This window comes from Streptomyces millisiae, from assembly GCF_031845425.1.
Taxonomy (GTDB): Bacteria; Actinomycetota; Actinomycetes; order Streptomycetales; family Streptomycetaceae; genus Streptomyces; species Streptomyces millisiae.
On the sequence record NZ_JAVREM010000004.1, the window covers coordinates 56,488 to 81,796 of the forward strand.

Annotated in this window: 20 protein-coding genes and 1 tRNA gene; 6 read left to right on the forward strand and 15 right to left on the reverse strand. The window is 69.6% G+C overall.

The features are described from left to right. Nucleotides 1-199 precede the first annotated feature (199 nt). Nucleotides 200-2,605, reverse strand: a complete 2,406-nt coding sequence (locus RNC47_RS06115; RefSeq protein WP_311596209.1) for a hypothetical protein — start codon at nt 2,603-2,605, stop codon at nt 200-202. Between the two features lie 298 nt (nt 2,606-2,903). Continuing rightward, a complete protein-coding gene (locus RNC47_RS06120; protein ID WP_311596212.1) occupies nt 2,904-3,644 on the reverse strand; it encodes an XRE family transcriptional regulator in 741 nt (246 codons plus the stop codon). A gap of 147 nt (nt 3,645-3,791) precedes the next feature. On the opposite strand from RNC47_RS06120, the gene RNC47_RS06125 reads away from it, so the two are divergent. The 4 genes from RNC47_RS06125 to RNC47_RS06140 all read left to right on the forward strand — a co-directional run bounded on the left by RNC47_RS06125 (nt 3,792) and on the right by RNC47_RS06140 (nt 5,679). Next, nucleotides 3,792-4,244: an ATP-binding protein gene (locus tag RNC47_RS06125; RefSeq protein WP_311596214.1), complete on the forward strand. Its 453-nt coding sequence runs from the start codon at nt 3,792-3,794 to the stop codon at nt 4,242-4,244. A gap of 161 nt (nt 4,245-4,405) precedes the next feature. After that, a complete protein-coding gene (locus RNC47_RS06130) occupies nt 4,406-4,651 on the forward strand; it encodes a hypothetical protein (RefSeq protein ID WP_311596216.1) in 246 nt (81 codons plus the stop codon). Continuing rightward, nucleotides 4,648-5,118 (forward strand): GntR family transcriptional regulator, encoded by a 471-nt coding sequence (locus RNC47_RS06135; protein ID WP_311596218.1) that lies wholly within the window; start codon nt 4,648-4,650, stop codon nt 5,116-5,118. The genes RNC47_RS06130 and RNC47_RS06135 overlap by 4 nt, the downstream gene beginning before the upstream one ends. 9 nt (nt 5,119-5,127) lie before the next feature. Beyond that, the gene (locus RNC47_RS06140) at nt 5,128-5,679 is read left to right on the forward strand and encodes an HD domain-containing protein (RefSeq protein WP_311596220.1); all 552 of its coding nucleotides are present in this window, start codon (nt 5,128-5,130) and stop codon (nt 5,677-5,679) included. On the opposite strand, the gene RNC47_RS06145 is transcribed toward RNC47_RS06140, so the two are convergent. Together RNC47_RS06145 and RNC47_RS06150 are read right to left on the reverse strand one after the other, a co-directional pair. Continuing rightward, complete coding sequence (locus RNC47_RS06145; protein WP_311596222.1) at nt 5,667-6,143, reverse strand: NUDIX hydrolase; 477 nt, start codon at nt 6,141-6,143, stop codon at nt 5,667-5,669. The genes RNC47_RS06140 and RNC47_RS06145 overlap by 13 nt on opposite strands. Nucleotides 6,144-6,152: 9 nt before the next feature. After that, nucleotides 6,153-6,890: a DUF5919 domain-containing protein gene (locus RNC47_RS06150; protein ID WP_311596224.1), complete on the reverse strand. Its 738-nt coding sequence runs from the start codon at nt 6,888-6,890 to the stop codon at nt 6,153-6,155. Between the two features lie 483 nt (nt 6,891-7,373). On the opposite strand from RNC47_RS06150, the gene RNC47_RS06155 reads away from it, so the two are divergent. After that, nucleotides 7,374-7,658, forward strand: a complete 285-nt coding sequence (locus RNC47_RS06155; protein ID WP_311596226.1) for a hypothetical protein — start codon at nt 7,374-7,376, stop codon at nt 7,656-7,658. 313 nt (nt 7,659-7,971) lie between these two features. Here RNC47_RS06155 and RNC47_RS06160 read toward each other — a convergent pair. The 3 genes from RNC47_RS06160 to RNC47_RS06170 form a co-directional block, all read right to left on the reverse strand. Further along, nucleotides 7,972-8,045 (reverse strand) — tRNA-Thr (locus RNC47_RS06160). 265 nt (nt 8,046-8,310) lie between these two features. Beyond that, the gene (locus RNC47_RS06165) at nt 8,311-9,906 is read right to left on the reverse strand and encodes an alpha/beta hydrolase (RefSeq protein ID WP_311596228.1); all 1,596 of its coding nucleotides are present in this window, start codon (nt 9,904-9,906) and stop codon (nt 8,311-8,313) included. A 44-nt stretch (nt 9,907-9,950) separates the two neighbouring features. After that, a complete protein-coding gene (locus tag RNC47_RS06170; protein ID WP_311596229.1) occupies nt 9,951-11,153 on the reverse strand; it encodes a DNA polymerase III subunit delta' in 1,203 nt (400 codons plus the stop codon). 148 nt (nt 11,154-11,301) lie between these two features. Between RNC47_RS06170 and RNC47_RS06175 the strand changes: the two genes are divergently transcribed. Then, complete coding sequence (locus RNC47_RS06175) at nt 11,302-11,991, forward strand: choice-of-anchor P family protein (protein WP_311596231.1); 690 nt, start codon at nt 11,302-11,304, stop codon at nt 11,989-11,991. Nucleotides 11,992-12,010: 19 nt separating this feature from the next. Here RNC47_RS06175 and tmk read toward each other — a convergent pair whose 3' ends face one another. The 8 genes from tmk to RNC47_RS06215 form a co-directional block, all read right to left on the reverse strand. Beyond that, a complete protein-coding gene (tmk, locus tag RNC47_RS06180) occupies nt 12,011-14,983 on the reverse strand; it encodes a dTMP kinase (RefSeq protein WP_311596233.1) in 2,973 nt (990 codons plus the stop codon). 308 nt (nt 14,984-15,291) lie between these two features. Next, the gene (gene topA / locus RNC47_RS06185; protein WP_311596234.1) at nt 15,292-18,129 is read right to left on the reverse strand and encodes a type I DNA topoisomerase; all 2,838 of its coding nucleotides are present in this window, start codon (nt 18,127-18,129) and stop codon (nt 15,292-15,294) included. Nucleotides 18,130-18,343: 214 nt separating this feature from the next. After that, nucleotides 18,344-19,888, reverse strand: a complete 1,545-nt coding sequence (locus tag RNC47_RS06190) for a class I SAM-dependent methyltransferase (protein WP_311596237.1) — start codon at nt 19,886-19,888, stop codon at nt 18,344-18,346. A gap of 53 nt (nt 19,889-19,941) precedes the next feature. Next, a complete protein-coding gene (locus tag RNC47_RS06195) occupies nt 19,942-20,667 on the reverse strand; it encodes a small secreted protein (protein ID WP_311596239.1) in 726 nt (241 codons plus the stop codon). Nucleotides 20,668-20,781: 114 nt separating this feature from the next. Beyond that, a complete protein-coding gene (locus RNC47_RS06200; RefSeq protein WP_311596241.1) occupies nt 20,782-21,735 on the reverse strand; it encodes a phosphorothioated DNA-binding restriction endonuclease in 954 nt (317 codons plus the stop codon). 49 nt (nt 21,736-21,784) lie between these two features. Further along, nucleotides 21,785-24,130, reverse strand: coding sequence for a sodium-translocating pyrophosphatase (locus tag RNC47_RS06205; protein WP_311596244.1), 2,346 nt, complete (start codon nt 24,128-24,130; stop codon nt 21,785-21,787). 224 nt (nt 24,131-24,354) lie between these two features. Further along, nucleotides 24,355-24,774, reverse strand: a complete 420-nt coding sequence (locus RNC47_RS06210) for an ATP-binding protein (RefSeq protein ID WP_311596657.1) — start codon at nt 24,772-24,774, stop codon at nt 24,355-24,357. A 152-nt stretch (nt 24,775-24,926) separates the two neighbouring features. Beyond that, a complete protein-coding gene (locus RNC47_RS06215; RefSeq protein WP_052847650.1) occupies nt 24,927-25,268 on the reverse strand; it encodes an STAS domain-containing protein in 342 nt (113 codons plus the stop codon). Between the last annotated feature and the right edge of the window lie 41 nt (nt 25,269-25,309).

The window sequence follows — 25,309 nt, forward strand, 5'->3', positions numbered from 1 at the left end:
TGACCTGGGGTTCTCGGATGAGCCGCCTGAGGGAATCGAACCCTCGACCTACGCATTACGAGTCCCCCGACCAGTGATCCACTGACGTCCGGCGGTGTCCATCCTCACAGGTCAGCCCACCCGGCGACTGACGACGGACACCGCCGGACATGCGCGTACTGCTACTGATCTTGCAACGGAGCGGAACTGATGGGAATCGCTAAGCGTCCTCCCCACCGCTTTCCATCGGACGGAGACCTTCCAGGGCCCTCGTTGAGCGCTGCGAGCGAGGTTTGCGTCGAGGGAAATTCGCCCATAGGTCTGCGAAAGGCGATTGCACTTCCGACCGAAAACGCAAGTAATGATCCGGAGCCGCAAAACATGCGGCCGACATGACATGCAGGCTGCGACTAGTTGATGGTAGCCCGAGCCAGTCAAATTGCGTCGGATTGCGCACTTCGATGGACATACTCTTTGCATTTAACAAAGTTGTAACCGACCTGCCATATCCATCAGCCTTTTGGGACGACGTAGCGAATTTGACACGCGCAAATCCACTATCTTCAATCATTTGAACGACATCCTTTACAGCAGCGAGAACCTTTCGCACCCTGGTGGGGTCAGGTATCTCTCGCCCCCCGTGCATCCAACTATTCCGGTCGTCATACACCTTTTCACTCACCAGCACTCTACTGATCTCTTGCAACTGACGCAGAATCGTCATACGCGATTCGGAAGTGAGATCCAAGAAGGGGACGGTGTGCCAGAATACAAACTTCTGCAGATTCTGTTGAGCGGCCCACGAAGGAACGATGTCTCCGGATCGCAGCCACCTATCTGGTTCCGCACTCATTCTTTCTAGTTCGGCGCCCAGGCACTGATATCCTCGCATAAGTGCATGCAAGGTCACCTTTTCCCCGTAATTTAGCGTCGAGTCTCCTGACCTATCCACCACATCCTGCAACCATGAGAACGCAAATGCAGAATCCACCTCCGGCCGATAAATGAATGGCTGCCTCGCAACGTAGTGATCGACCGTCAACGCCCAGATGGAATAGCAAAGACTGTCTCTCAGCAACGTCTCCAAGGCGACGAAATAATTCGCTGCGGCTCCGCGGAAGTCATCCACGGGAGGCGGCTGTGGCGCTCCAAGAGCAGCACGAGTTAACTGTTCAAGCTTTTCGTGATGACGCCAAAAATCTGCATGAAGGTCATCATCGATATGCGTCCCGAATCCAAGTTTCCAGAGGATGAGCGAGACAAACTGGGGGTCCTCAATCGCTCCTTCTCGAAGCCCTAACACTTCGCAAGCAGTCACTGCATTGCTCTTACGCACAACTGAAAGGGTCTTGATAACCGTCTCAGGCGAGCGCTTTTGCAGGTAACTTTCAAGCCGGGCCTCTAGACTCGGCCCATTCTCACCGCGAAGTTGCCAGTCGAGCTCTTCTCTATCAATGACATCGTCGAGGCGATACATTGACTCAACAAGACGCCGGAGACGCAAAGGAGCAAGGTTTACAGAATGAGAACGAATACGGACACCGCTAGGACCCAACTCCGCATGCAGTTGGAATTCACCGATTCCGTTTTCGACGACAACTTTAGGGCGTCTAACCTCCCCCGGAGGCACCTTAATATCCCCGCTATAAATTAGGGCATCAAGACCATTTGTTAGATCACGGTCGCCTAGTGTAAGACACAACTGCATCATCTCGGCCCTACCAAGGCCAGCCACTATGTCCGATGCTCGGCCTCTCAGTGCCACACTCTCAGCCGTAGAACGCAGTCGTCCCTGCGTATTGTCCAGCAGCCATGCAGAGAGGGATCTAATCTCTGCATCTGTAAGACAGTCACCAAGGATGGGAATCAGTGTATCCCCAACCTGATCTCGCGCCGGCTTGAGGTCTCTCACGAAGAGATCGGAAAGGAATGACCCCCACGCGCTCGGGTTATCGCTGTCTTTAGCCAGAACCTTTACGGCCTCACTACGATGTTTATTAATCGCGGCCTCGGCACCCGTGGCAAAACCAACACGATGCACTGCGGCGCAATCAACATCGCTACAATGCATCAGAGGAGCCCCGCGCTCTGGCGGGAAAAAGCGCGGCTCCTGACTAGTGAGCAGTCCATACGGACCAGTCACGTAGTCCCTGTACTGAAAGACCCCTTGAGGAGTGTCATCCAGAAATTCCAGAGTCTCCGAGAGATTCAGGCTCATCACGCCATCTTCTAGATCCAACTTCTCAAAAGCCCTGTCGTACAAAAACCTACCAAAGATGAAAGGGAAATAGATTTTCCGGTCGACGATCTCACGGCTAATAGCCTCCCGCACGTCTTCGGAAGAGGTTGCAGTTGGATCGACAAGAAGATCGATCCAACTGAGCTCCAGAAGACAGATGAGTCGGGCTTCAGAATAGGGCACCCTCTTTTTGACGAAAGATTGCAGCTTCTCTTCGCCGTACTTGGTAAGCTTGAAAGACTCGTTAAGCCGAATAGACGGCTTGTACGAATTCGCAATCAGAGAGTGCCCTAGAATATCACTCAGAGCTGCTAACTGCAGAATTTTCTTCTGCAGTTCTTCATCAGCGTACTTGCGAAAAATTTCCTCTTTGGAAAGAGTCTCCATAGTCCCCCCAGCCATTAGAAGCGCCAGTCGCTCGACTATACCCGCGTTGGAAGCCGCCGAACCACTCCAACTCCGGCGCGGTGCAGACGCCCTCACTCCGACGATCCCTTCATGTTGCTGCCGCGCACGTTCTCTACCTGTCTAAGAGTTCACACGCAGAGGCATGTTCACAACTTAAGGGGCCACAGGCCAGAGACAGAGCGCGTGTCAGCTTTGCAAGTGGGAGCAATACCTCTCGCTTCCGTGAGAAGTCGTCCCAGTCGCACGACGAGGAGTGAGGTCAGGCGTGCATGGCTCACTACCTCACTTGCTGTTGCGGACCCGCCTTGGCCCACACTTGCTCGAAGCTGTCCATGTATGTTCGGATCAACTCGGCAGCTCCTAGTGAGTACAGACGAACGACGGGGGAGTGAGCAGCCGGTTGGCCGTGAAGATGCATGTTGATCAATAGCCCGTCGTCTGCTCGGAAGATTGAGTTGTAGAGGGTGGTGTTGTGACTCCTGATCTCGATCCCTGGGACGGATACCAACGGACACAGGAGCACAAAAGCGTTCCGGATTCGGGCCGACATAGCGTCACCGATGCCCTCCTCAGCGCCTTGAATCGCCACGTGCTCGCTGCTTGGATCGCCAAGCAGTAGTCGCACCTCCACGCCGCTGGATGCTTTGGCCTTGAGGATCCGCAGGATGGCCGTGTCCTCGATCAAGAAGAGTCCGCTGTAAACAAGGAGATCAATACTCCTCTCTGCGCTGGCAAAGAACTCTCTCCACACATCCGGCGGGACGCACCACCGATGCGGGTAAGTCGTAGTTACCGCCTGGCCGATGCATTCGGGTCGTTTCCCAGGAATGGTCGTGTCCGGCCAAAGTTCCGCTTCAGGCACATTCAAGAGCGCACTCAATCGCCCACGGCTACGCGGGTGTGGCATGCGTCCCGCGATCCAACGCTCCACGGTCTTGGGGTCGACTCCGAGGTCTGCGGCCACATCAACGACAGTGAGTCTGGCACGTGTCAGCGCTTCTCTCAGCACGTAGTTCACTGTTCCGCCTCCCGTAGGGGACGTCTTCAATATAGCGAAGACGTCCCAAGACGTCCCAGAAACGCGGTACTTGTCGGGAGGGGGCGACAGAACACTCCTGCACATGCACACCCTGTTGATGACGGCGCCGTCCCATGGAGGGCCGCCGTGAGTCCATTCATCCGCCGATCGGTGGCCACAACGTCCGAGCCGGGTACTGCCGAGCTACTCGGTTCCCTCACGCTTGACTACGCCCCTAGATCACCATCCCTCGCACGTCGGTTCGTCAAGATCGCGCTGACCGCACGTGGGATCAAGGCAGAGACGGAGTCGCTCGACGTCGTCGTCTCCGAGCTGGTAACGAACTCCGTGATGCACGCGCGTCCGGCGACGTCAGCTTCTATCCGGTTGCGTCTTTGGCAGGTGAGACACCTCATTCGGGTTGAGGTGTACGACGCCGATCCGCGGATTCCCATGCCGCGCCGGACGAAGCCTGATGACGAGAGAGGCCGTGGCATGTACATCATTCGCGATCTCGCAGCCAATCAGGGCTTCTACCGCAGTCGCACCGGCAAGTGCGTGTGGGTTGACATGGATATTCTGCTGGGGAAGGAAGAGTAGGCATGCGGGAGGCTTGTTTGCCCCAGCCTGGCTACTGGTGTGAGTGCACCATGTTTACTCCGGCCTCTGAGTTCGGTGTTCGTCGAGTCGCCACGCTCGAAGCACACAGCCCTGCGCAGGCATTGAGCTGGGTACGGGTTTCACTGCGCACCCTGATGTCCGTGCTCACGGAGCAGGACGCGGAGGAGGTGCTCGAATGGTTGGTCTTCGGACAGCGCAACGCGCTGCGGACACTTCGCGACGGTTCGCCGTTCGCCTTCTCGATTTCCTGCCGTGAGACGAAAGTCGAGTGGACGATCCGCAGCGTGAAGTTCCTTCCGCTGGTCAGACATCACGGGACTGGCGACACGGCGTGCGGACCGGACATGATGGCTCGACGCCCCGCGCAGACCGAGAGGACAGAGTGAGTCCACGTTCGACGGCATGGGGAGCCTACGCCCAGATTGCGAACGTCCTGCGGGAGCGCATCGAGACCGGGGCGCTCCCGTCCGGGGAGCTGCTTCCCTCCGAGGTGAGGCTCTCGGACGAATTCCGAGTCGCGCGCAACACCCTGCGCCGCGCCCTGGCGCTGCTGGAAGCTGAGGGGCTCATCGAGTCGCTCCCTGGGCGCGGCAGGGTCGTCCGAGCCGACCAGAAGCGGGGCAAGGGGGCCCCGGGCCCCCGGTTGCCGCAGTTCCGGCGGATCGCCTCGGAGATCCGCTCCGCGATCGAGTGCGGCGAACTCGCCCCGGGCGAGGCGTTGCCGAGCGAGGCCGGCCTCTCCGCCCGGTACGGGGTCTCACGCGGTACCGCGCGCCAGGCCCTGGCTGATCTGGCTTCTGCTGGACTTGTTGAACCTGTGCACGGCAAGGGTTGGTTCGTCCGCAGGCGCTAGCCTCGGGGCATGGATGTCGCATGGGCTCGTGATCTCGCATGCAGGCTGTTGGCGGACCCGCTCCCCCGTCGTTGGGCTCACTCGCAGGGCGTAGGCGCTCAGGCCGAGCGCCTCGCCCCGATCATGGGAGAGAACGCCGAACTGCTCCAGTGCGCCGCGCTGTTGCACGACATCGGTTATTCACCGCTCATTGTCAGCACGGGGTTTCATCCCCTGGACGGAGCTCGTTATCTACGGGACGTCGAGCACGCGGACCCTCGAATCTGCAACCTGGTGGCTCACCACACTTGCGCGATCATCGAGGCGGAAGAACGGTCCCTCGATCGAGAGCTATCCGCAGAGTTCCAGCTCGAAGATCCATCACTCGTCGAGGCGTTGACCTACTGCGACACGACGACAACCCCCGACGGTGAAGTGACCACCGTCGAGGAGCGAATCAACGAGATCTTTGGGCGCTACGGCCCCGGCGACATCGTCACCCGCTCCATACAGCGCGCCACGCCTCATCTGATCGCCGCATCTCAGTCCGTGCTGAAGAAGCTTGAGGATCAACCCAAGTGAGGCTGATCCGGCGAGTTCAGGTAGTCGTCGATACGCGAGCGCATGGACCTGTCCATCTGGAGATCCGCGACATTCGCAGGACGCATCCAGACGACTTCTCGTGACTCGTCGCTCGGGGTGGGTTCTCCGCGTACCGCGCGCGCCTTGAAGACGACGGAAAACTCCTGCCTGCACTCGCCATCGCTGGTGTACAGGATCACATGCCTGGGGTCGGTGTAGATTCCGACAAGCCCAGTGATCTCACAGTCGATCCCGGTCTCTTCCGCGACCTCTCGCACAGCGCACTGGGGCAGTGATTCCCCGAGGTCCAAAGCTCCGCCGGGAAGTGCCCAGTTCCCGTTGTCGGTGCGCTTGATCATCAGGATTTCGTCGTGCTCGTTCAGTACGACCACGTTGGCCGAGGGGACCAGGCTGTTCGCCGGTGGCGCCTCGGGGTCGTCGTAGTAGTCGATTCGTGTTGCCATCATGGTTCCTCAGGGCAACGGCTTAGCGTGTGCCCAGACTCGTTCAAAGCTTTCCTGGTAGGTGTGCACCATCTCTCCGCCCGGAATCTGTCGTAGGTGCAGAACGGGAGCGTGCGAGGCACCGAATCCGTAGACATGCGTGTTGACGAGAATCTCGTCGTCGGCCAGGTACATCGAGTTGTACAGGACCGTGTCGTGGAGTCTGATCTCGATTCCCTCGACGTGGCCCACAGTCCGCCGGTAGAGCACGATGACGTTACGGATCTTGGCCGCCATGGCCTCGTCGATCCCCTCGTCAGCACCTCGGTTGGCGACATGTTCGCTGTCCGGGTCCCCCAGGAGAATCCGCACCCGCACGCCGTTCTTCGCCTTCTCGGCGAACGTGCGCAGCACTCCGGCATCCTCCGCCAGGAAGAGACCGCTGTAGACGAGTACGCCGATCTCCTCTCGCGCCGTCTGGAAGAGCCTGCCCCACGCCTCGCGTGGCACGGCCCACCGGTGTGGGAAGACGGTCACGATCTCGCTCTCGGAGGCGCTCACGACCTGCTGACGCGGGAGCGCGTCGGGCCACAGGTACGCCTCCTCGACGTTGAGGAAGTTCGCCACGGCGTATCGGTGTCTCCGGTACGGCGTGCGGCCGTTGATCCAGCGCTCGACCGACTTCGGGTCGACTTCGACCGCCTCTGCCAACTCGGTCGGCTGCACGCCGCGTTGCAGCAGCGTCGCTCGTAATCTCTCGTTCGCCATGTATCCCCATCCGGGACGACCCGGGACGTCCTCCCTTCAGGAGACGTCTTGCACACGTCCAGTCATGTGGTGATCACGTCCCATCCTCTCATCGGATGCTCATTGTCGTGCGGAGTTGTCTGCACACGTCCACCGTCAACGGTGAGCTGAGAAACCCCACTTGACAGGCACAGGCACCACCGCGAGGCTCAGAACTTGAACATGCTGTACATGTTCAAGTGTGGGTCGTGCGGCGCCAGGCCGGGTCTCAGCTCCTGTCAGGAGAGGAGGTCCGATGCGACGCAACAGGAGGAACGCCCATCGAGTACAGCCTGAAGCTCTCGGCACGTGCGCCTGCGGAGCGCTGATCAGCGGCCGGGGGGCGCTCTGCCGGAAGTGCCGCCGCCGACTCCGCTGGATTCAGCGGCTGAGCGGCAGGCGACGCGACCAGGGTCGCCAGTTCAACCGGTCCAACTTCTACTTCCGAGAGGCGGTGCACGCGTCATGACGATAGAGACGACCCACTTGGTACCGACGAAGCACAAGGGCCGCCGCTTCCGGTTGAAGCCGCCGGCGGCCATCGAACTGAGCGCGGTCTCGGTGCGACCGGCGGAGCACTACACCCGACCCTGGTCCGCCACGTCCCAAGACGTCTCGTTCGCCTTCCGGCTCGCGGTGCTGCCCGTGCGGCTGCTCGCGCTGTCGGTGCTCTGGGCCACGTCCTCGCCGCAGCGTCTGTCGCTCGCCGCCGCCGTCTGCGGCGCGGCCGTTCTCATCGTCCTGGTCTGAACGGAGGTGATCCATGTTCCTCTCGATCTCCGCCGTCGTCCTGGTGGGCGCGGCGATCTACGCCCTGTGGCGCTTCGGTCGCCTCGCCATGTCGCACACGGCGCTGTGCACGCTCTTCGGCTTCCTGCTCGCACGCATCGTGATGGAGATCCTCGGGCACTCCGATCTCCGCGTCACGCCCCGCTACACGCACATCGCGACGCCGCTCACCGAGGAGGCCGCGCGGCGCATGGGACAGGCCCTGTGGGGCGCTACTGCTACGGAAAAATCCCAGGCCCCCGACAGTAACGTCGTTGACCTGGGATCTTGGCGGAGCCGCCTGAGGGAATCGAACCCTCGACCTACGCATTACGAGTGCGTCGCTCTGGCCGACTGAGCTAAGGCGGCGGGGCGCTGCGGGCCCCCGTTGGGGGTACAGCGCTGGTTAGTCTACACAGGTTTGGGGGGTGCGCCCGAACGCCTTCTGCGGAGGAGGTCGTCGGTCGCCTCGCGCAGGGCGCGGAGGTGTTTGGACCAGCGGCGGCAGTCTAAGCAGCTGGTCAGGTGGGTGTCGAGCTCATGCTCGGTGACCTCCGGGGGCAGGGGGTCCCCCATGGATCTCGCCGATATGGCGGTGCGGAAGCGGATGCACGGCATGGGTACATGATCCCAGTCACGAACAGGTGGTTCCGTCCTCCGGGCTGATGTTCTCCAGGAGGTAGCGGTTGACGGCGGAGTCGACGCACGGGCTGTTGCCGCCGTAGGCGCCGTGGCCGTCGCCGTCGTAGCTGAGGAGGATGCCGGAGGAGAGCTGGTCGGCCAGGCCCTCGGCCCAGGCGTAGGGGGTGGCGGGGTCGCGGAGGGTGCCGACGACCAGGATGTCGGCGGCGCCTTCGGCGGCGATGCTCACGGGTTCGCCGGTGGGTTCGACCGGCCAGGCGGCGCAGAGCAGGGTGGCCCAGGCGAAGTCGCGGCCGAAGGTGGGTGAGGCGTCCTCGAAGGAGCCGATGGTGGTCTCGAGTTCGGCGACGTCCGCGTTGCCCGCCGGGCTGTCGAGGCAGCTGATGGCGGGGAAGGCGAAGTTGGAGCTGCCGTAGGAGCCGTCGGGGCCGCGCTCGTTGTAGTCGTCGGCGAGGGACAGCAGCCCGGCGCCGTCGCCGTCGTTGATGGCGGCGGAGAGGGCCTGCCGGAGGTCGGGCCAGAGGAACTCGGCGTACAGCGCGTTGGCCACGCCGGTGGTGGCCAGGGACTCGGTGAGCTGGCGGTCCTCGCCGGTGGGCAGCGGCTCCGCGTCGACCTGCTCGAAGAAGGCGCTCAGGCGGTTGGACGCGTCGTCCGCGCCCTCGGAGCCCAGCGGGCAGTCGGGGAAGGAGGAGGTGCAGTCCTCGGCGAAGGAACGGAACGCGGTCTCGAAGCCGCCGGACTGCTCGCGGTCGGTGTAGAGCGTGGGCAGGCGCGGGTCGACGGCCGCGTCGAGGACGAGGCGGCCGACGTTCTGCGGGTAGAGGCCGGCGTAGACGGCGCCGAGCTTGGTGCCGTAGGAGAAGCCGAGGTAGTGCAGCTGGTCGTCGCCGAGGACGGCCCGGAACACGTCCATGTCGCGGGCGGTCTCGATGGTGGAGATGTGGGAGAGCAGGTCCTCGCCGGAGTTCTCCGCGCAGGCGGTGGCGAACTCGTCGAAGGCGGCGAGGAGTTGCTCTTCCTCGGCCTCGTCGTCCGGGGTGCGGTCGGTGAGCGTGTACTCGTCCATCGCGGGGCCGTCGAGGCACTCGACGGGCTGGCTGCCGCCGGTGCCGCGCGGGTCGATGGCGGCCATGTCGTAGCGGGCGAGCACCTCGGACGGGAAGATGTACTCGGCGGAGCTCTGGGTGAAGTCGACCGCGGAGGCGCCGGGGCCGCCCGGGTTCATGAGGAGGGCGCCGATCCGCTGGTCGGGGTTGGTGGCCGCGGAGCGGGTGACGCGCAGGTCGATGTCGCCGCCGCCCGGGTTCGCGTAGTCGAGGGGGACGGTGAGGGTGCCGCACTCGTATCCGCCGCCGCAGTCGGACCAGCTCAACTCCTGCTCGTAGTACGGCTGGAGCTCGGCCGGGATCTCCGCGGGCAGCGGTTCGAGGGGTGGGGCGTCGGGCGGCGGCTCGACGGTTCCGGTGGCCTCGGACGAGCCGTCGTCGGACTCCAGGGGCGGACCGCCCCTGGAGGTACAGGCGGTGGCCAGAAGGGCGGTGGCGACGCAGAGCGTCAGGGCGGTTTTGCGTGGTGCGCGCATCATTCCCCCGTTGTCCGTGGTGCGGCCTGCCCCAGGAGCGTATCCGCTCAGCGCAGGGCCATGGTCATCGCCTCGACGGCGAGCAGGGGCGCCACGTTCCGGTCGAGGGCGGTACGGCACTCGAGGATGGCCTCCATCCGGCGGAGCGTCTGCTCGGGGCGGGAGGCCGCGGCGACCCGCTCGACGGCGGCCGCGCTCTCGCCGCCGGACAGGGCCACGGCCGAGCCGAACTGGCGGGCGAGCACGTCCCGGTAGAAGGCGGTGAGGTCGGTGAGGGCCAGGTCGAGCGCGTCCCGCTGGGTGCGGGTGGCGCGGCGCTTCTGGCGGTCCTCGAGCTCCTTCATCGCGCCCGCGGTGCCGCGCGGCAGCCGCTTGCCCTCGGCGGCGCCGAGGGCGGCGCGCAGCTCCTCGGTCTCCTTCTCGTCCAGCTCCTCGGCGAGCTGCTTGGCGTCCTCCGCGGCGGCGTCGACCAGCTCCTGGGCGGCGCGCAGGCAGCCGCCCACGTCCCCGACGCGCTCGGGGAGCCGCAGGACGGCGAGCCGGCGGGCCCTGGCCCGCTCGTCGACGGCGAGCCGACGGGCGCGGTCGACGTGGCCCTGGGTGGCCTGGGCGGCGGCGTGCGCCACCTCGGGCTCCACACCGTCCCGCCGGATCAGCAGGTCGGCGACGGCCCCGACGGGCGGGGTGCGGAGCGAGAGCTGGCGGCAACGGGAGCGGATGGTGGGCAGCACGTCCTCGATGGAGGGCGCGCACAGCAGCCAGACGGTGCGCGGCGCCGGCTCCTCGACGGCCTTCAGCAGCACGTTGCCCGCGCCCTCGGTGAGCCGGTCGGCGTCCTCCAGGACGATGACCTGCCAGCGCCCGGAGGCGGGCGAGAGCTGGGCGCGGCGGACCAGCTCCCTGGTCTCCTTGACGCCGATGGTGAGCAGGTCGGTGCGGATGGCCTCGACGTCGGCGTGGGTGCCGATCAGGGCGGTGTGACAGCCGTCGCAGAAGCCGCACCCCGGCTGGCCGCCGAGCGCGCGGTCCGGGCTGACACACTGGAGCGCGGCGGCGAACGCGCGGGCCGCGGCGGCCCGGCCGGCGCCGGGCGGGCCGGTGAACAGCCAGGCGTGGGTCATGGCGGAGCCGGAGAGCTCGGGCTGCTCGCCGCGCTCGACGGCGGTGACGAACGCGTCCGCGTCCCGCGCGGCGGCGGCGAGCTGCGCCGCGACCCGCTCCTGACCGACCAGGTCGTCCCAGACCGCCATGCCCACGCTCCTCTCCACCGCCGGTAACCGCTACGACAACCGCTACGACCGACGACGACCATTGTGCGGCACGGCACCGACAGCGCCGCCGTTCGGAGGAATTCACGCCGAACGAGCGGGCGTATGTGATGTTCTCCGCATGATGCGCATGTCATTTGGCGGGCCGGCCGCGGGGGCGTGGTTGGCGACGGCCGTCACACTGCTGCTGGTCGGCGGGGCACTCGCCGCCGCCACCGACGCCACCACCGCCTCGGCCGCGCCGGCCGACACCGTCGCGCCCGGGTCGAGTTCGGCGCTCGGCCTGTCCTCCACCCTCGGCGGGGTCGACGTCGCCGAGGCGCACGCCCACTACCCCGAGGGCCCGCTGCGGGTCACCGTGGACTCGGTCGAGGTCGGCGCGGCCGCCTCCGAGGGTGGGCCCTCGGGCACCGCGCTCGCCGCGACGGCCAGTGTCACGGGCGACGACACCACGGGCCAGACCGCCGCCAGGGCCGGCGTCGAGGCGCTGACCCTCGACCTGGGGGAGGGCACGTTGACCAGCGGGCCGGTCAGCGCGGACTGCTCGGCGGGCCCTGGCCAGGCCACGACCGGCCTCGTGTCCCTCACGGACGCCGGCCTGACCCTGCCGGGCCACGACCCCCTGACGTTCGACCAGGCTCCGGCGCCCGACACCGTCGTGCACCTGCCGGACGGACTCGGCCGGGTGGTGCTCAACGAGCAGCTCGCCGGGGCGGACGGCGCGCTGACCATCAACGCGCTACGCCTGGAGACGCCCGACGGCGAGCTGACGCTCGGCAGCGCCGGCTGCCGGGGCGGCGGGCCGCTCGACGAGGCCTGAGGAAGGCTCGCGAGGCGGCCTAGCGGCGCCGGCGGTCGTCGTCCTCGCCCTCGTCGCCCTCGCCCCGGTGCGGGCCGAGCAGCTCGTCGGCCAGCGTGGGCAGGTCGTCGAGCGGCGTCTCCTCGGCCCACTGGGGCCTGGGCCGCGGCTGGTCGGGGTCGAGCTGCGGCAGCGGCCGCGTCTCGTCCACCGAGTCGTCCCGCTCGCCGGGGCGGTGGGCCGGCGGCCGCGGCGCCTCGGGGCGCGGGATGACCGCCGTGTCCTCCTCGTCGGGGGTGACGGGGCGGTGCGCCGGGGGCTTGGGGAGCTGGACCGTCTCGGCGTTGTCCGAGACCTCGCCGGGGGCGTCACGCCTGGCCTCCCGCGCGGCCTGCTCCGCGGCGGCGCGCCGCGCCTCCTCGGCGAGCAGCGCCTCCTCGGCCTTCCGCTGCTTCTCGATCCGCCGTGCCTCGGCCTCGGCGCGCAGCCGCGCCTCCTCCTCGGCCGCCCGGCGGCGGCGCTCCTCCTCCTCGCGGAGCCTGCGCTCCTCCTCGGCGCGCCTGCGGGCCTCCTCCTCGGCCCGGCGCCGCTCCTCCTCGGCACGCCGACGGGCGTCCTCGGCGCGGAGCCTGAGCTCCTCGGCACGCCGGGCCTCCTCGGCCAGCCGGCGGGCCTCCTCCTCGCGCCGCTTGCGCTCCTCCTCCTCGGCGCGCAGCCTGGCGAGCTCCTCCTGCCGCTCGCGCTCCCGGCGCTCTTCCTCCTCCTTGCGCTGGCGCTCCTCCTCGGCGCGCCTGCGGGCCTCCTCCTCGGCCTTGCGGCGCGCCTCCTCGCGGGCGCGCACCTCGGCCTCGGAGAGCGGCAGCATCTGGTCGAGCCGGTGCCGGGCGGCGGTGGTGACGGACTCCGGGTCCTGGCCGGCGTCCACCACCAGGTAGCGCGCCGGGTCGGCGGCGGCGAGCGCCAGGAAGCCGGCGCGCACCCGCTGGTGGAACTCGCTCGGCTCGGACTCCAGGCGGTCGGGCGCCTCGGTGAAGCGCTCCCGCGCCGTCTCGGGGGAGACGTCGAGCAGCACCGTCAGGTGCGGGACCAGGCCGCCGGTGGCCCAGCGCGAGATGCGGGCGACCTCGGTGGGCGACAGGTCGCGGCCGGCGCCCTGGTAGGCGACGGAGGAGTCGACATAGCGGTCGGTGATCACCACCGCGCCGCGCTCCAGCGCGGGCCGGATGACGGTGGCGACGTGCTCGGCCCGGTCGGCCGCGTAGAGCAGGGCCTCGGCCTGGTGGGAGAGGCCGCCGGAGGAGACGTCGAGCAGGATGGAGCGCAGCCGCTGGCCGATCGGGGTGGCGCCCGGCTCCCGGGTGACGACGACCTCGTGGCCCTTGCCCCTGATCCACTCGGCGAGCTTGTCGACCTGGGTGGTCTTGCCCGCCCCGTCGCCGCCCTCGACGGCGATGAAGAAGCCGGTGGCGGCCTGGCCCGAGGGGGGCTCGACATTGCGCCGGACGGCGTCCGCCAGGTCGCGGCGGAGCGGGACGCCGCGCCGGTCGTCGGTGCGGCCGAGCACGACGGCGGCGACCGGCAGCAGCAGGGCGCCGACGATCATCAGGGTGAAGGCGGCACCGCCGTGCTGGATGACGAAGTCGCCGCGCTCGACGCGGTGCGGGCCGATCAGCGCGGCCGCCAGCGGGGCGGCGACGGCGGCCAGGGCGATGGCGAGCCGCACCACCGCGTGCAGGTGGCGGGTGAGCTCGGGGCGCCGGAACTCCTCGGTCTCCTGGTCGAGCAGCACGTGCCCGCTGTGCGCGGCGATGCCCGCGACGACGCCGGTGGCGAGCGCCGTGAACAGCACCGTCGACGGGTCGGAGATCATGCCCACGCCGAACAGGCCGAGCCCGGTGAGCGCCAGGGCCAGCGCGAAGAGGCGGCGGCGGGAGAGCGCGGGGACGGTCACCGGCGCCAGGCGCACGCCGGCGGCCACGCCCCCGGTGAGGCCGAGCACCAGCAGCCCGAAGGTGACGGGGCCGCCGCCGAGGTCCCCGGCGCGCAGCACGCCGAGCGCCACGGCCGCCGCGATGGCCGCCGCGACCGAGGCGCAGCCGAGCACCAGCACCGGGATGGCGCCGGTGCGGCCCTTGAACGGCTCGGTGCCGGCGGCCGGCCGGCGCAGGCCCTCCAGGGGGGAGACCGGGCGGCGCGGGTCGGCCGCCGGCAGGTCGAGCGTGGCGAGCACGGAGACGGCGGCCGCGAAGAAGCCGGCGGCCACATAGGAGGCGAGCGCGGCCTGGTGGGTGTCGAACCAGTCGAGCCCGGTGGCCAGCAGGTTGCTCGCCAGCGAGGCGGCGACCAGCGCGACGGCCGCGGCCGGCAGCGCGAGATACCCGCCGCGCAGCCAGAGCCGGCGCAGCGCCTCGCGGTGGTCGGGCAGCGGGCGGATCGCCGCGCCCTCGGGGGGCGGCGGGGGCAGCAGCGCGGGGGCGACCCCGTCCCGCGCGGTGGTCCACAGGCTCTCGCCGATGCCCAGCAGGAACACGGTGCCGAGCAGGTAGGCGTAGGCGCTGTCCGGCGTCCAGTCGATCCAGAGCGGCGCGACGATCAGCAGCGCCGCGCGGACGCCGTCGATCGCGACCATGGTCCACCGCCGGTCGAGCGGCCCGGCCGGGGAGAGCAGCCCGGCGATCGGCCCGAGCAGCAGGATTCCGGCCAGGCCGGTGGCGACCAGGCGGACGGCGAGCGCGACCGTGACGGCCAGCGCCACTCCCCGGTACTCGCCGCCGAACAGCGGCTCGCCGCCGTCCGCCGGGAGGTGCAGGGCGGCCTGCACGCTGAGCAGGAGCAGGACGAGCAGCGCGAGCGCGTCGCCGGTGGCGCCGCTGATCTGGGCGTCCCAAAGGCGGCGCAGCGCGGGCACCTGCAGCAGGGCGTGTCTGGCGCGGTCACGCGAATCGGCGGCGAGTGCCTCGTCGGTGGCGCCGCAGGTGGGGTCGACAACCTGTGGTTGCTCTGCTCGCGTCATTCGGCCAGAGTAACGCTCGCCAGTGACAGCCAGCGCACCCGCCCGAACATCCGCCCGGGCAACGGGGGCGCGTGCGAACCGCGTTACGCGCCTGGGCGCTCCGCATGAAAGCCGCGACGGGCCGTCGGTCACATGCGGGCCCCTCGCGGCTGATCGTGCGAACACGCGGCGGAGCCGCGGCGCTCCGCCGGAAGGGCCGCGACAGGCCGTCGATCACGTGCGGGCCGTCGCGGCTGCCCGCGCCCACGCGGCGGAACCGCAGGACGCGACTGTCCGGCGCCCCTTTACGGGCGGGAGGGTCAGGCGCCTCAGTCCGTGGCCGTGGAGTTCTTCCTGGCCGCCGTCTTCTTCGCGGAGGTGGTCTTCTTCGCGCCGGCCGCCGTCTTCTTCGCGGCCGTCTTGGCGGTGGCCTTCTTGGCCGCCGTCTTCTTCGCCGGGGCCTTCTTCGCCGCCTTCTTGGTCGTCTTCTTCGCCGGACCCTTCGCCCGCTTCTCGGCCAACAGCTCGTAGCCGCGCTCGGCCGTGATGGTCTCCGGGTCGTCGTCCCGGCGCAGCGTCGCGTTGGTCTCCCCGTCGGTGACGTATGGGCCGAACCGCCCGTCCTTCACCACCACGGGACGGCCCGTCACCGGGTCCTCGCCCAGCTCCTTCAGCGGCGGCTTGGCCGCGGCCCGGCCGCGCTGCTTGGGCTGCGCGTAGATGGCCAGCGCCTCCTCCAGCGTGACCGTGAACATCTGCTCCTCGGTCGCCAGCGAGCGCGAGTCGGTCCCCTTCTTCAGGTAGGGGCCGTAGCGGCCGTTCTGCGCCGTGATCTCCGCGCCCGACTCGGGGTCCACGCCGACCACCCGCGGCAGCGACAGCAGCCGCAGCGCGTCCTCCAGCGTCACGGTGTCGATCGACATGGACTTCAACAGCGAGGCGGTGCGCGGCTTGACGGCGTTCTTGCCGGTCCTGGGGGTGTCCTCGGGCAGCACCTCGGTGACGTACGGGCCGTACCGGCCGTCGCGCGCCACGATCGGGTGACCGCTGTCGGGGTCGATGCCCAGCTCGAAGTCGCCGCTCGGCTTGGCCAGCAGCTCCTTGGCGAGGTCCACGGTCAGCTCGTCGGGCGGCAGATCCTCGGGCACGTCGGCCCGCTTGCCGGGCTCGCCCGGTTCGGCGTCGGGCGCGGGCGGCGCCTCGACGTAGGGGCCGTAGCGGCCGACCCGCAGCACGATGCCCTCGCCCACCGGGAAGGAGGAGATCTCGCGGGCGTCGATCGCGCCGAGGTCGGTGACCAGTTCCTTGAGGCCGCCGAGGTGGTCGCCGTCCCCGTTGCCCGCGTCGGCCGCCGCGCCGGCGGCCGCGCCGGCCTGGCCGTTCTCGCCGAAGTAGAAGCGGCGCAGCCACGGCACGGCCTCCGCGTCGCCGGTGGCGATGCGGTCGAGGTCGTCCTCCATCTTGGCCGTGAAGTCGTAGTCGACCAGCCGGCCGAAGTGGCGTTCGAGCAGGTTGACGACGGCGAAGGAGAGGAAGGAGGGGACCAGCGCGGTGCCCTTCTTGAACACGTAGTGCCGGTCGAGGATGGTGCCGATGATGGAGGCGTAGGTGGAGGGCCGGCCGATCTCGCGCTCCTCCAGCTCCTTCACCAGGGTGGCCTCGGTGTAGCGCGCGGGGGGCTTGGTGGCGTGGCCGTCCGGGCTGATGGCGCGGGCGGTGAGCGGGTCGCCCTCGGCGACCCGCGGCAGCCGGCGCTCGCGGTCGTCGACGTCGGCGCCCGGGTCGTCCACGCTCTCCACGTACGCCTTGAGGAAGCCGTGGAAGGTGATCACCTTGCCGGTCGCGCTGAACTCGCAGTCCCGCCCGTCGGCGCTGGTGCCGCCGACGCGCACGGCGACCGACTGGCCGACGGCGTCCTTCATCTGGGAGGCGACGGTGCGCTTCCAGATCAGCTCGTAGAGCCGGTACTGGTCGCCGGTCAGGCCGGTCTCGGCCGGGGTGCGGAAGCGGTCGCCGGAGGGGCGGATCGCCTCGTGCGCCTCCTGCGCGTTCTTCACCTTGCTCGCGTAGACGCGCGGCCGGTCGGGCAGGTAGTCGGCGCCGTAGAGCTGGGTGACCTGGGCGCGGGCGGCGGCGACGGCGGTGTCGGACAGCGTGGTGGAGTCCGTCCGCATGTAGGTGATGAAGCCGTTCTCGTAGAGCCGCTGCGCGACCTGCATGGCGGACTTGGCACCCATGCCGAGCTTGCGCGACGCCTCCTGCTGGAGCGTGGTGGTGCGGAACGGCGCGTAGGGCGAACGGCGGTAGGGCTTGGACTCGACGGAGCGCACGGCGAAGGTGGTGTCCGCCAGCGCGCGCGCCAGGGCGCTCGCGCTCTCCTCGCTCAACGCCTGGACCTGGTCGGGGTGGCGCAGCTGCCCGTCGGGGCCGAAGTCGCGGCCCTGGGCCACCCGGCGGCCGTCGAGCGCGGCGAGCCGGGCGTCGAACGTCTCGCCCCCGGGCACGGTGGCGAAGGTGCCGGTGAGGTCCCAGTACTCGGCGGAGCGGAACGCGATCCGCTCGCGCTCCCGTTCGACCACGAGGCGGGTGGCGACGGACTGCACGCGGCCGGCCGAGAGCCGCGGCATGACCTTCTTCCACAGGACCGGCGAGACCTCGTAGCCGTAGAGGCGGTCGAGGATGCGGCGGGTCTCCTGGGCCTCGACGAGGAGCTGGTTGAGCTCGCGCGGGTTGTTCACCGCCTGCCGGATGGCGTCCCTGGTGATCTCGTGGAAGACCATGCGGCGCACCGGGACCTTGGGCTTGAGCACCTCCTTGAGGTGCCAGGCGATGGCCTCGCCCTCGCGGTCCTCGTCCGTGGCGAGGTAGAGCTCGTCGGAGTCGGCCAGCAGCTCCTTGAGCTTCCTGACCTGGTCCTTCTTGTCGCTGTTGACGACGTAGAGCGGCTCGAAGTCCTCGTCGACGTTCACCCCGAGGCGGGCCCAGGGCTCACTCTTGTACTTGGCCGGCACCTCGGCGGCGCCGCTCGGCAGGTCGCGGATGTGCCCGACGCTCGCCTCGACCACATATCCGGGACCGAGGTAACCCTTGATCGTCTTCGCCTTGGCGGGCGACTCGACGATCACAAGTCGGCGTCCGCCGTTCGCGGTCTCGCTGGTCGGGGACAACTCTCGCTCTTCTCTCCTGCCCGGGGAAAGTACTGACGGTGCGGAGTGTGACGGTACATCCCCGCTTCGTGTCAAACGGGAAAACCCCGCAACGCATCTCGAACGGTAACCCGAGATCAGCCATTCCCGCCGCCCGGAGACACCCACCGGGTCGCGCGAACCCGGCTTCGACGCTCACGCACCGTCACCAACGCGGGACCGTGGCGGTCGCCGCTCAGCCGACGCGCTCGCCCTGCGGCACGAGAAACCCCTGCTCAACGAGGGGGCGCAGCCAACCGGCCGCACCGGCACGGAGGGTGACGGGGTCCTCCCCGAGCAGGTGGGCGATGGCGTCCACGATCGCGCCGGCCACGAGTGTTCCGTCACAGCCGCCGGCGAACCCGGCGCTGACGGTGTCCATGGCCCGGGCCCGCAACATGCCGTGGCGCTGGCGCAGGACGACGTGTTCCGGGTCCTCGGCGCCCGGGCTGCCGAGCTGTTCCTGGACGATGCCGTCGGCGAGCAGGTAGCGGTGCCTGAGCAACGCCGCGTCGTCGTGGGCGCGCAGGAACTCCTGCCGTTCGAAGTGGGCCGGCACCAGCGGGCCGAGCGGCTGTTCGACGCTGTGTGGCCAGTCCTCGACGGTGATGGTGGGGTCGGTGGTGCCGGTGTGGCGCAGGGTGATCCAGCCGAAGCCGACGGCCTCGGTGCGGCGGGCGGCGAACTCGTCGAGCCAGGCGTCGTACGCCGTGGCGTAGCCGGCGGGGTCGCCGCGGTGGGCGCCGGCGTCGCGCAGCCACAGCTCGGCGTACTCGGTGACGTCCTGCCGCTCGCGCTGCACGATCCACGCGTCGCAGCCGGGCGGCACCCAGGCGGCGACCCGCTCCCGCCAGTCCTCGCCGGTGACGTGCTGCCAGTTGGCGAGCAGCTGGCACCAGCCGCCCTCGGCGAGGTGCGCGGCGGAGCCCTGGACCAGGCGGCGGCAGAGCTCGTCGCCGCCCAGGCCGCCCTCGCGGTAGGTGAGCGTCTGGCCGCCGTTCGAGGGGGCAATGACGAAGGGCGGGTTGGAGACGACGAGGTCGAACCCGGGTTGGTCGGCGACCGGTTCGAAGAGCGAGCCCTCGTGCAGGGCCGGCGCCGGCGCGCCGGAGAGGGCGAGGGTCGCCGCGGCCATCCGCAGTGCGCGCGGGTTCACGTCGGTGGCGGTGACGTGCTCGGCGTGCTGGGCGGCGTGCAGGGCCTGGACGCCGCTGCCGGTGCCGAGGTCGAGGGCGCGGCCGACGGGCCGGCGGACGGTGAGCGCGGCGAGGGTCGCGGAGGCGCCGCCGACGCCCAGGACGACGTCGGGGCGGCGGCCGGCCGCGCCGGCGGCGCCGCCCACGGCGCAGCCGAGGTCGGAGACGACCCACCACTCCTGGCCCTCGGGCCCCGCGTAGGGGCGCACGTCGACGGTCGCGCGCAGCTCGTCGCCGTCGGGCGCCAGCCAGCCGTCGGCGAGCGCCGCGTCCAGCGCGGGCCCGGGCAGTGCGGCGTGGGCGGCGCCCCGGGGGACGGCGTCCTGGAGCAGGAAGAGCCGGACGAGGGTGGCGAGCGGGCCCGCGTCCCCGCGGACGGCGCGCCGCGCGGGGACGGTCTCACCGCGGGCGAGGGCGGCATGGGCGGCGGCGCCGAGGAGTTCGGGGAGGCCGCCGGGGGTGAACGAGGCCGCGAGCAGGGCCTCGCGCAGCGGTGCGGTGCCCGGCCCTGGGGCGGGGAGTCCGGTGTGGGTCACGGGCACCATTGTGCGGACCGGCCCGGGTGGGCCGGTCCGCACGGGTGGTCGGAAGGACCGGGTCAGCCGTTGGCGCCCTCGAGCTCGGTGCCGCTCGGCTGGTCGGCGTCGTCGCCCTCGGCGCTCTGGTTCTCGGTCTCCTCGCCGGCGTCGGCGTTCTCCTCGGACTCGGCGTCGCCCTCGGACTCGGCGCCGTCCTCGGACCCGCCCTCGGCGTCGGCCTCGGCCGAGTCGTCGCTCGGCGCCTCGGCCGGGCCCTGGCAACCCTCCTGACGGGCCATGGCCTCGCCGAGCTCGCCGGACTGGAGCTCGTTGAGCGCCTGGTCGCCGCTCTGCCCCAGCTCCTGGAGCTGGCCGGCGACGCCCTGCAGGCCCTCGGCGAACGCGGCCTGGTCGGAGGTGTCGAGCCCCTCGACGGTCTGCTGGAGCTCGGCGTAGGAGTCGGAGATCGCGCGCAGTTCCGAGACCGCGTCCTCGCGCAGCTGGGCGCCCTCGTCCACCGGCGGGTCGCCGGCCGCCTCGACGGCGTCGGCGAGGGAGGCGTAGGCCTCGGCGATGTCCTGGAACGCCGCGGAGTCGGCCTCCTGGACCTCGGCCGGTGAGCGGTCGCCCGCGCTGGCGTCCGTGATGGCCGCGTTGGCCGCCTGGATCTGTGCCACCTGGGGCTGCACCTGGTCGCAGACGTTCTTCGCCCACTCGTCGGTCTGCGCGGCGCTGTCGTCTCCACACGCGGACAGCGTGAGCATCAGGGCCGCACCACTCGAGAGTGCCAGCGCGAGCTTCTTCATCACCGTTCCTCGTCCCTTCGTGCCACGGGTGGCGCTGGGCGCGAACTTACACGCAGGGGCTTCCCTCGTCCGAGTGACGGCCGGAGCGGTTTACCCGGAATATAGCCATTTGCACTAGCGTTCGGCGCTCCCGGCGAGCGCTCGGCCATGCTTGAACACCTGTGTGTCATGCCACTCCACGAAGTGCGCCGCCGGCGCCTCCTCGGCGCGGCGTGGCACGGTCAACGGCTCGCCGTCCAGGTCCGCTACGGCGAGACCGGCCCGGCCGCGGGCCACGTACAGCGCGGAGACCCGGATCCGCCGCTCCGTCGTCAGACCGAGCACGCCGAGGTCGAAGAGCGTGTGATGAAGCGAACAGAGCGCCAGCGCGTTGGGCAGCTCGTCCGGTCCTTCCTGGCTGTGCCAGCGGATGTGCGCGGCCTCGAGCCCCACCGGGTCGCGGCCGAGCGCCCCGTCGAAGCCGCACATGGCGCAGGCGTAGGCGTACGTCCGCAGCACCTCCTCGGCGAAGCCGGCCCGCCTGACGGGCCGCCGGCGGCCGGCTGGGTCGCCGTCGACGACCAGCCGCAGCGCCGCGTCCTCGAGCTCGGTCAGGTCGAGGCCGGCGGCGGCGCAGACGGCCGGTTCGAGCGCGGGCGTGAAGTGCTGGTCGAGCAGCAGCCGCACGGCCCTGGCCGGCATGCCGGGCGTGGCGAGCAGCGCCTCCACCTCGGGCCGCAGCCGGCCGTGCGCGCCCTGCCGGTGCAACCAGCCGCTCTGGTCGGGGACGCGCGCGTCGAGCGGGGTGCCGGTGGCGTCCCTGAGGTCCCAGAGTTCGCGCTCCAGGTGGACGAACGGCATCGCCGCCCGCCGCCTGGCGCGCCCCCGGTCGCTGACCGCGGGGCCGAAGTCGTTGATCATCCGGCTCACGGGCTCCTCCGCCTCGGCGTAGGAGACCGCCGTGCTGCCCCGCGCCACGAAGCGCCCCACCAGCCACAGCAGGAACAGCGGCTTGTGGGGCGCCCGGCGGCCGGCCACCTGGGCCCGGCGGAGCGAGGCGAGCAGCGTCAGCAGTTCGTCCCGGGTCATGCGGTTCAGCCTGCCACGGCCGGCCAAGTGGCCGGCCGGGCGGGCGACTTCAGCTGCCCTCGGCGGCCGGGAGCGGCGCCGGGGACGGGGTGTCCTCGACGGCGATGCCGCGGCGGCGCGAGACGTGCACGGCGCCGGCGATGACCAGCAGCGCGGCCAGGGCCAGGGCGGCGCGGACCGGCGCACTGGCGTCGTCGCCGTAGGAAAGGGTGATGACCGCCGGCGCGATCAGCAACGCCACCAGGTTCATGACCTTCAGCAGCGGGTTGATGGCCGGGCCCGCGGTGTCCTTGAACGGGTCGCCGACGGTGTCGCCGATGACGGTCGCCGCGTGCGCCTCGCTGCCCTTGCCGCCGTGGTGCCCGTCCTCGACCAGCTTCTTGGCGTTGTCCCAGGCGCCGCCCGCGTTGGCCAGCAGGACGGCCATCAGGACGCCGGCGCCGATCGCGCCGGCCAGGAACGAGCCGAGCGCGCCGACGCCGAGGCCGAAGCCGACCGCGATCGGGGCGAGGACGGCCAGCAGCCCGGGGGTGGCGAGCTCGCGCAGCGAGTCGCGGGTGCAGATGTCGACGACCTTGCCGTACTCCGGCTTCTCCGTGTAGTCCATGATCCCCGGGTGCTCGCGGAACTGCCGCCGCACCTCGTAGACCACGGAACCGGCGGACCGGGAGACCGCGTTGACCGCGAGGCCGGCGAAGAGGAAGACCACGGCCGCGCCGACGACCAGGCCGACGAGGTTGTTGGGCTGGGATATGTCGAGGCTGAGGCCGGTCTCGCCAAGCACCTCGGCCGCGCTGAGGCCCACGTCGCCGGTGGCCTCGGCGATGGCGTCCCGGTAGGAGCCGAACAGGGCGGCCGCCGCCAGCACGGCGGTGGCGATGGCGATGCCCTTGGTGACGGCCTTGGTGGTGTTGCCGACCGCGTCCAGCTCGGTGAGCACCCGCGCGCCCTCGCCCGTCACGTCACCGGACATCTCGGCGATGCCCTGCGCGTTGTCGGCGACCGGGCCGAAGGTGTCCATGGCGACGATCACGCCCACGGTGGTCAGCAGCCCGGTGCCGGCGAGCGCCACGGCGAACAGCGCCAGCATGATGGTGCCGCCGGCCAGCGCGAACGCCGCGTAGACGCTGAGCGCGACCAGCAGCGCGGTGTAGACGGCGGACTCCAGGCCGAGCGAGAAGCCGGAGAGCACGACCGTGGCCGGGCCGGTGCGCGAGGTCTTACCGATGTCGCGCACGGGGCGGCGGCTCGGCTCGGTGAAGTAGCCGGTGAGCTGCTGGATCAGCACGGCGAGCACGATGCCGATGGCGACGGCGGCCAGCGCGAAGAGCCGCGGGTCGGCGTCGTGGGCGAGGATCGCGGGGTCGTCGACGCCGTCGAGGTCGGCGAAGCTCGCGGGGAGGTAGGCGAAGGCGGCGACGGCCACCAGCACCAGCGAGATGCCGGCGGAGACGAAGAAGCCACGGTTGATCGCGGTCATGCCGCTGCGGTCGCCGCGCCGGGGGGCGACCAGGAAGATGCCGGCCATCGCCGTGAGCACGCCGATGCCGGGCACCAGCAGCGGGAACGCGAGGCCGGCGTCGCCGAACGCGACGGTGCCCAGGATGAGGGCGGCGACGAGGGTGACCGCGTAGGACTCGAAGAGGTCGGCCGCCATGCCGGCGCAGTCGCCCACGTTGTCGCCGACGTTGTCCGCGATGGTCGCGGCGTTGCGCGGGTCGTCCTCGGGGATGCCCTGCTCCACCTTGCCCACCAGGTCGGCGCCCACGTCGGCGGCCTTGGTGAAGATGCCGCCGCCGACGCGCATGAACATCGCGATCAGCGCGGCGCCGAGCCCGAACCCCTCCAGGACGCGGGGCGCGTCGGCCGCGTACACCAGGACCACGCAGCAGGCGCCGAGCAGGCCGAGGCCGACGGTGCACATGCCGACGACGCCGCCGGTGCGGAAGGCGATGCGCATCGCGGTTTCCCGGCCCGCCTCACGCGCCGCCGCCGCCACCCTGACATTACTGCGCACCGCCAGCCACATTCCGAGATATCCGGTCGCCGCGGAAAAGACCGCGCCGATCACGAAGAACACGGAACGGCCGGCGCGCTGTCCCCAGTCGTCGGCGGGCAGCGCCAACAACAGAAAGACCACGGCGACGGCGAAGAAGGCGAGGGTGCGCAGCTGACGGGCGAGATAGGCGTTCGCGCCCTCCTGGACCGCGGCGGCGATCCGCCGCATGGACTCGGTGCCGTCGCCGGCGGCGAGGACCTGCCGCACCAGGGCCAGGGCCACGCCGAGCGCGGCGAGGGCGACCACCGCGACCACGACGACCAGGCCCCGGTTCCCGCTCGTGAGCTCGGCGGCCTCGACCGCCCCGGCTGCCTGCGGGAGATATGGATGTGCCATTCGTCCTCCTTGACGCTCAGCCGTGATCCGAGAACAGACAGACGTGGCCGGAGTGTAGAGAGGCGTTGGACATCAAGACAGGGGCCGGGAAGGGGAATTACCGTGAATCAACGTGCCCGGCGAAGAAGGATCTTCGCCGGGCACGGAGAATTAAGATCGAAAAGGAGATCCAAAAGAAGATCGAATTCGAGGAACACTCTCGAAGATCGAATTCGGGGGGCGAATCAGGGGAGGACGGCGGTGGCCGTGGGCCAGCTCATGCGGATCTTGCCGCCGTGCCCGTCGGAGATCACCTCGACGTCGTCGACCAGGCCGCTGATCACGGCGAGGCCCAGCTCGTCGGTGTCCTCGGCGGCCTCGGCCGCCGTCTGGTCCCTGGGGGCCGGCACCGCGCTCGGCGCGTCGTCGCCGACCTCGATGGAGAACGACTTCTCGCCCTCCGTGAGCGCCACCCGCACCGGGCTGGTCAGCCCGTGCAGGGCGTGCAGGCCCACCGCGCGGCTGCACGCCTCGCCGACCGCGAGCCGCAGCTCGTCGAGCACCGACTCGTCCACCCCGGCGCGGCGGGCCACCGCCGCGGCCACCAGCCGGGCGGTGCGCACGTGCTCCGGGGACGCGCTGAAGCGGAGTTCCACGGTGGCCATACCATCCCCCTCGATCCTGCGGGCACACACCGCCCCGGCCGCGACACGGAGGACGCCGAACGCGTCGGCACCACCGAGGCCCGGAGCGGTCACCTGATCATTTTTACGCTGCCGGGGCGCGCGGCCGCGCGGGGCGGCGCGCCGACGGCGCCTCAGTCGGTGGCCGCGATGGCCTCGTCCACGGACTCGTGGATGGGGAACACCTTGGTCAGACCCGTGATCCGGAAGATCTTGAGGATGCGCTCCTGGTTGCACACCAGGCGCAGCGACCCCTCCTGGGCTCGAACCCTCTTCAGCCCGCCGACCAGCACGCCGAGACCGGTGGAGTCCAGGAAGTCGACGCGCTCCATGTCCACCACGAGGTGGTGGTTGCCGTCGTTGACGAGCTCAACCAGCTGTTCGCGCAACTTGGGCGCGGTGTAAACGTCAATCTCGCCGCCTACCTCGACGACCGTACGGTCGCCAACGGTTCGGGTCGACAGGGACAGGTCCACGGATCCTCCAGCACCTTGCTATCGAGCGGTCGCCCCCCATG

Coding starts and splice junctions, on each gene's coding strand:
- RNC47_RS06140 (WP_311596220.1), top strand. CDS start 5,128: ATGGATGTCGCATGGGCTCGTGATCTCGCATGCAGGCTGTTGGCGGAC.
- RNC47_RS06210 (WP_311596657.1), bottom strand. CDS start 24,774: ATGGCCACCGTGGAACTCCGCTTCAGCGCGTCCCCGGAGCACGTGCGC.
- RNC47_RS06200 (WP_311596241.1), bottom strand. CDS start 21,735: ATGACCCGGGACGAACTGCTGACGCTGCTCGCCTCGCTCCGCCGGGCC.
- RNC47_RS06205 (WP_311596244.1), bottom strand. CDS start 24,130: ATGGCACATCCATATCTCCCGCAGGCAGCCGGGGCGGTCGAGGCCGCC.
- RNC47_RS06175 (WP_311596231.1), top strand. CDS start 11,302: ATGTCATTTGGCGGGCCGGCCGCGGGGGCGTGGTTGGCGACGGCCGTC.
- RNC47_RS06170 (WP_311596229.1), bottom strand. CDS start 11,153: ATGGCGGTCTGGGACGACCTGGTCGGTCAGGAGCGGGTCGCGGCGCAG.
- RNC47_RS06195 (WP_311596239.1), bottom strand. CDS start 20,667: ATGAAGAAGCTCGCGCTGGCACTCTCGAGTGGTGCGGCCCTGATGCTC.
- RNC47_RS06145 (WP_311596222.1), bottom strand. CDS start 6,143: ATGGCAACACGAATCGACTACTACGACGACCCCGAGGCGCCACCGGCG.
- RNC47_RS06190 (WP_311596237.1), bottom strand. CDS start 19,888: ATGGTGCCCGTGACCCACACCGGACTCCCCGCCCCAGGGCCGGGCACC.
- RNC47_RS06155 (WP_311596226.1), top strand. CDS start 7,374: ATGACGATAGAGACGACCCACTTGGTACCGACGAAGCACAAGGGCCGC.
- RNC47_RS06165 (WP_311596228.1), bottom strand. CDS start 9,906: ATGATGCGCGCACCACGCAAAACCGCCCTGACGCTCTGCGTCGCCACC.
- RNC47_RS06150 (WP_311596224.1), bottom strand. CDS start 6,890: ATGGCGAACGAGAGATTACGAGCGACGCTGCTGCAACGCGGCGTGCAG.
- RNC47_RS06115 (WP_311596209.1), bottom strand. CDS start 2,605: ATGGAGACTCTTTCCAAAGAGGAAATTTTTCGCAAGTACGCTGATGAA.
- tmk (WP_311596233.1), bottom strand. CDS start 14,983: ATGACGCGAGCAGAGCAACCACAGGTTGTCGACCCCACCTGCGGCGCC.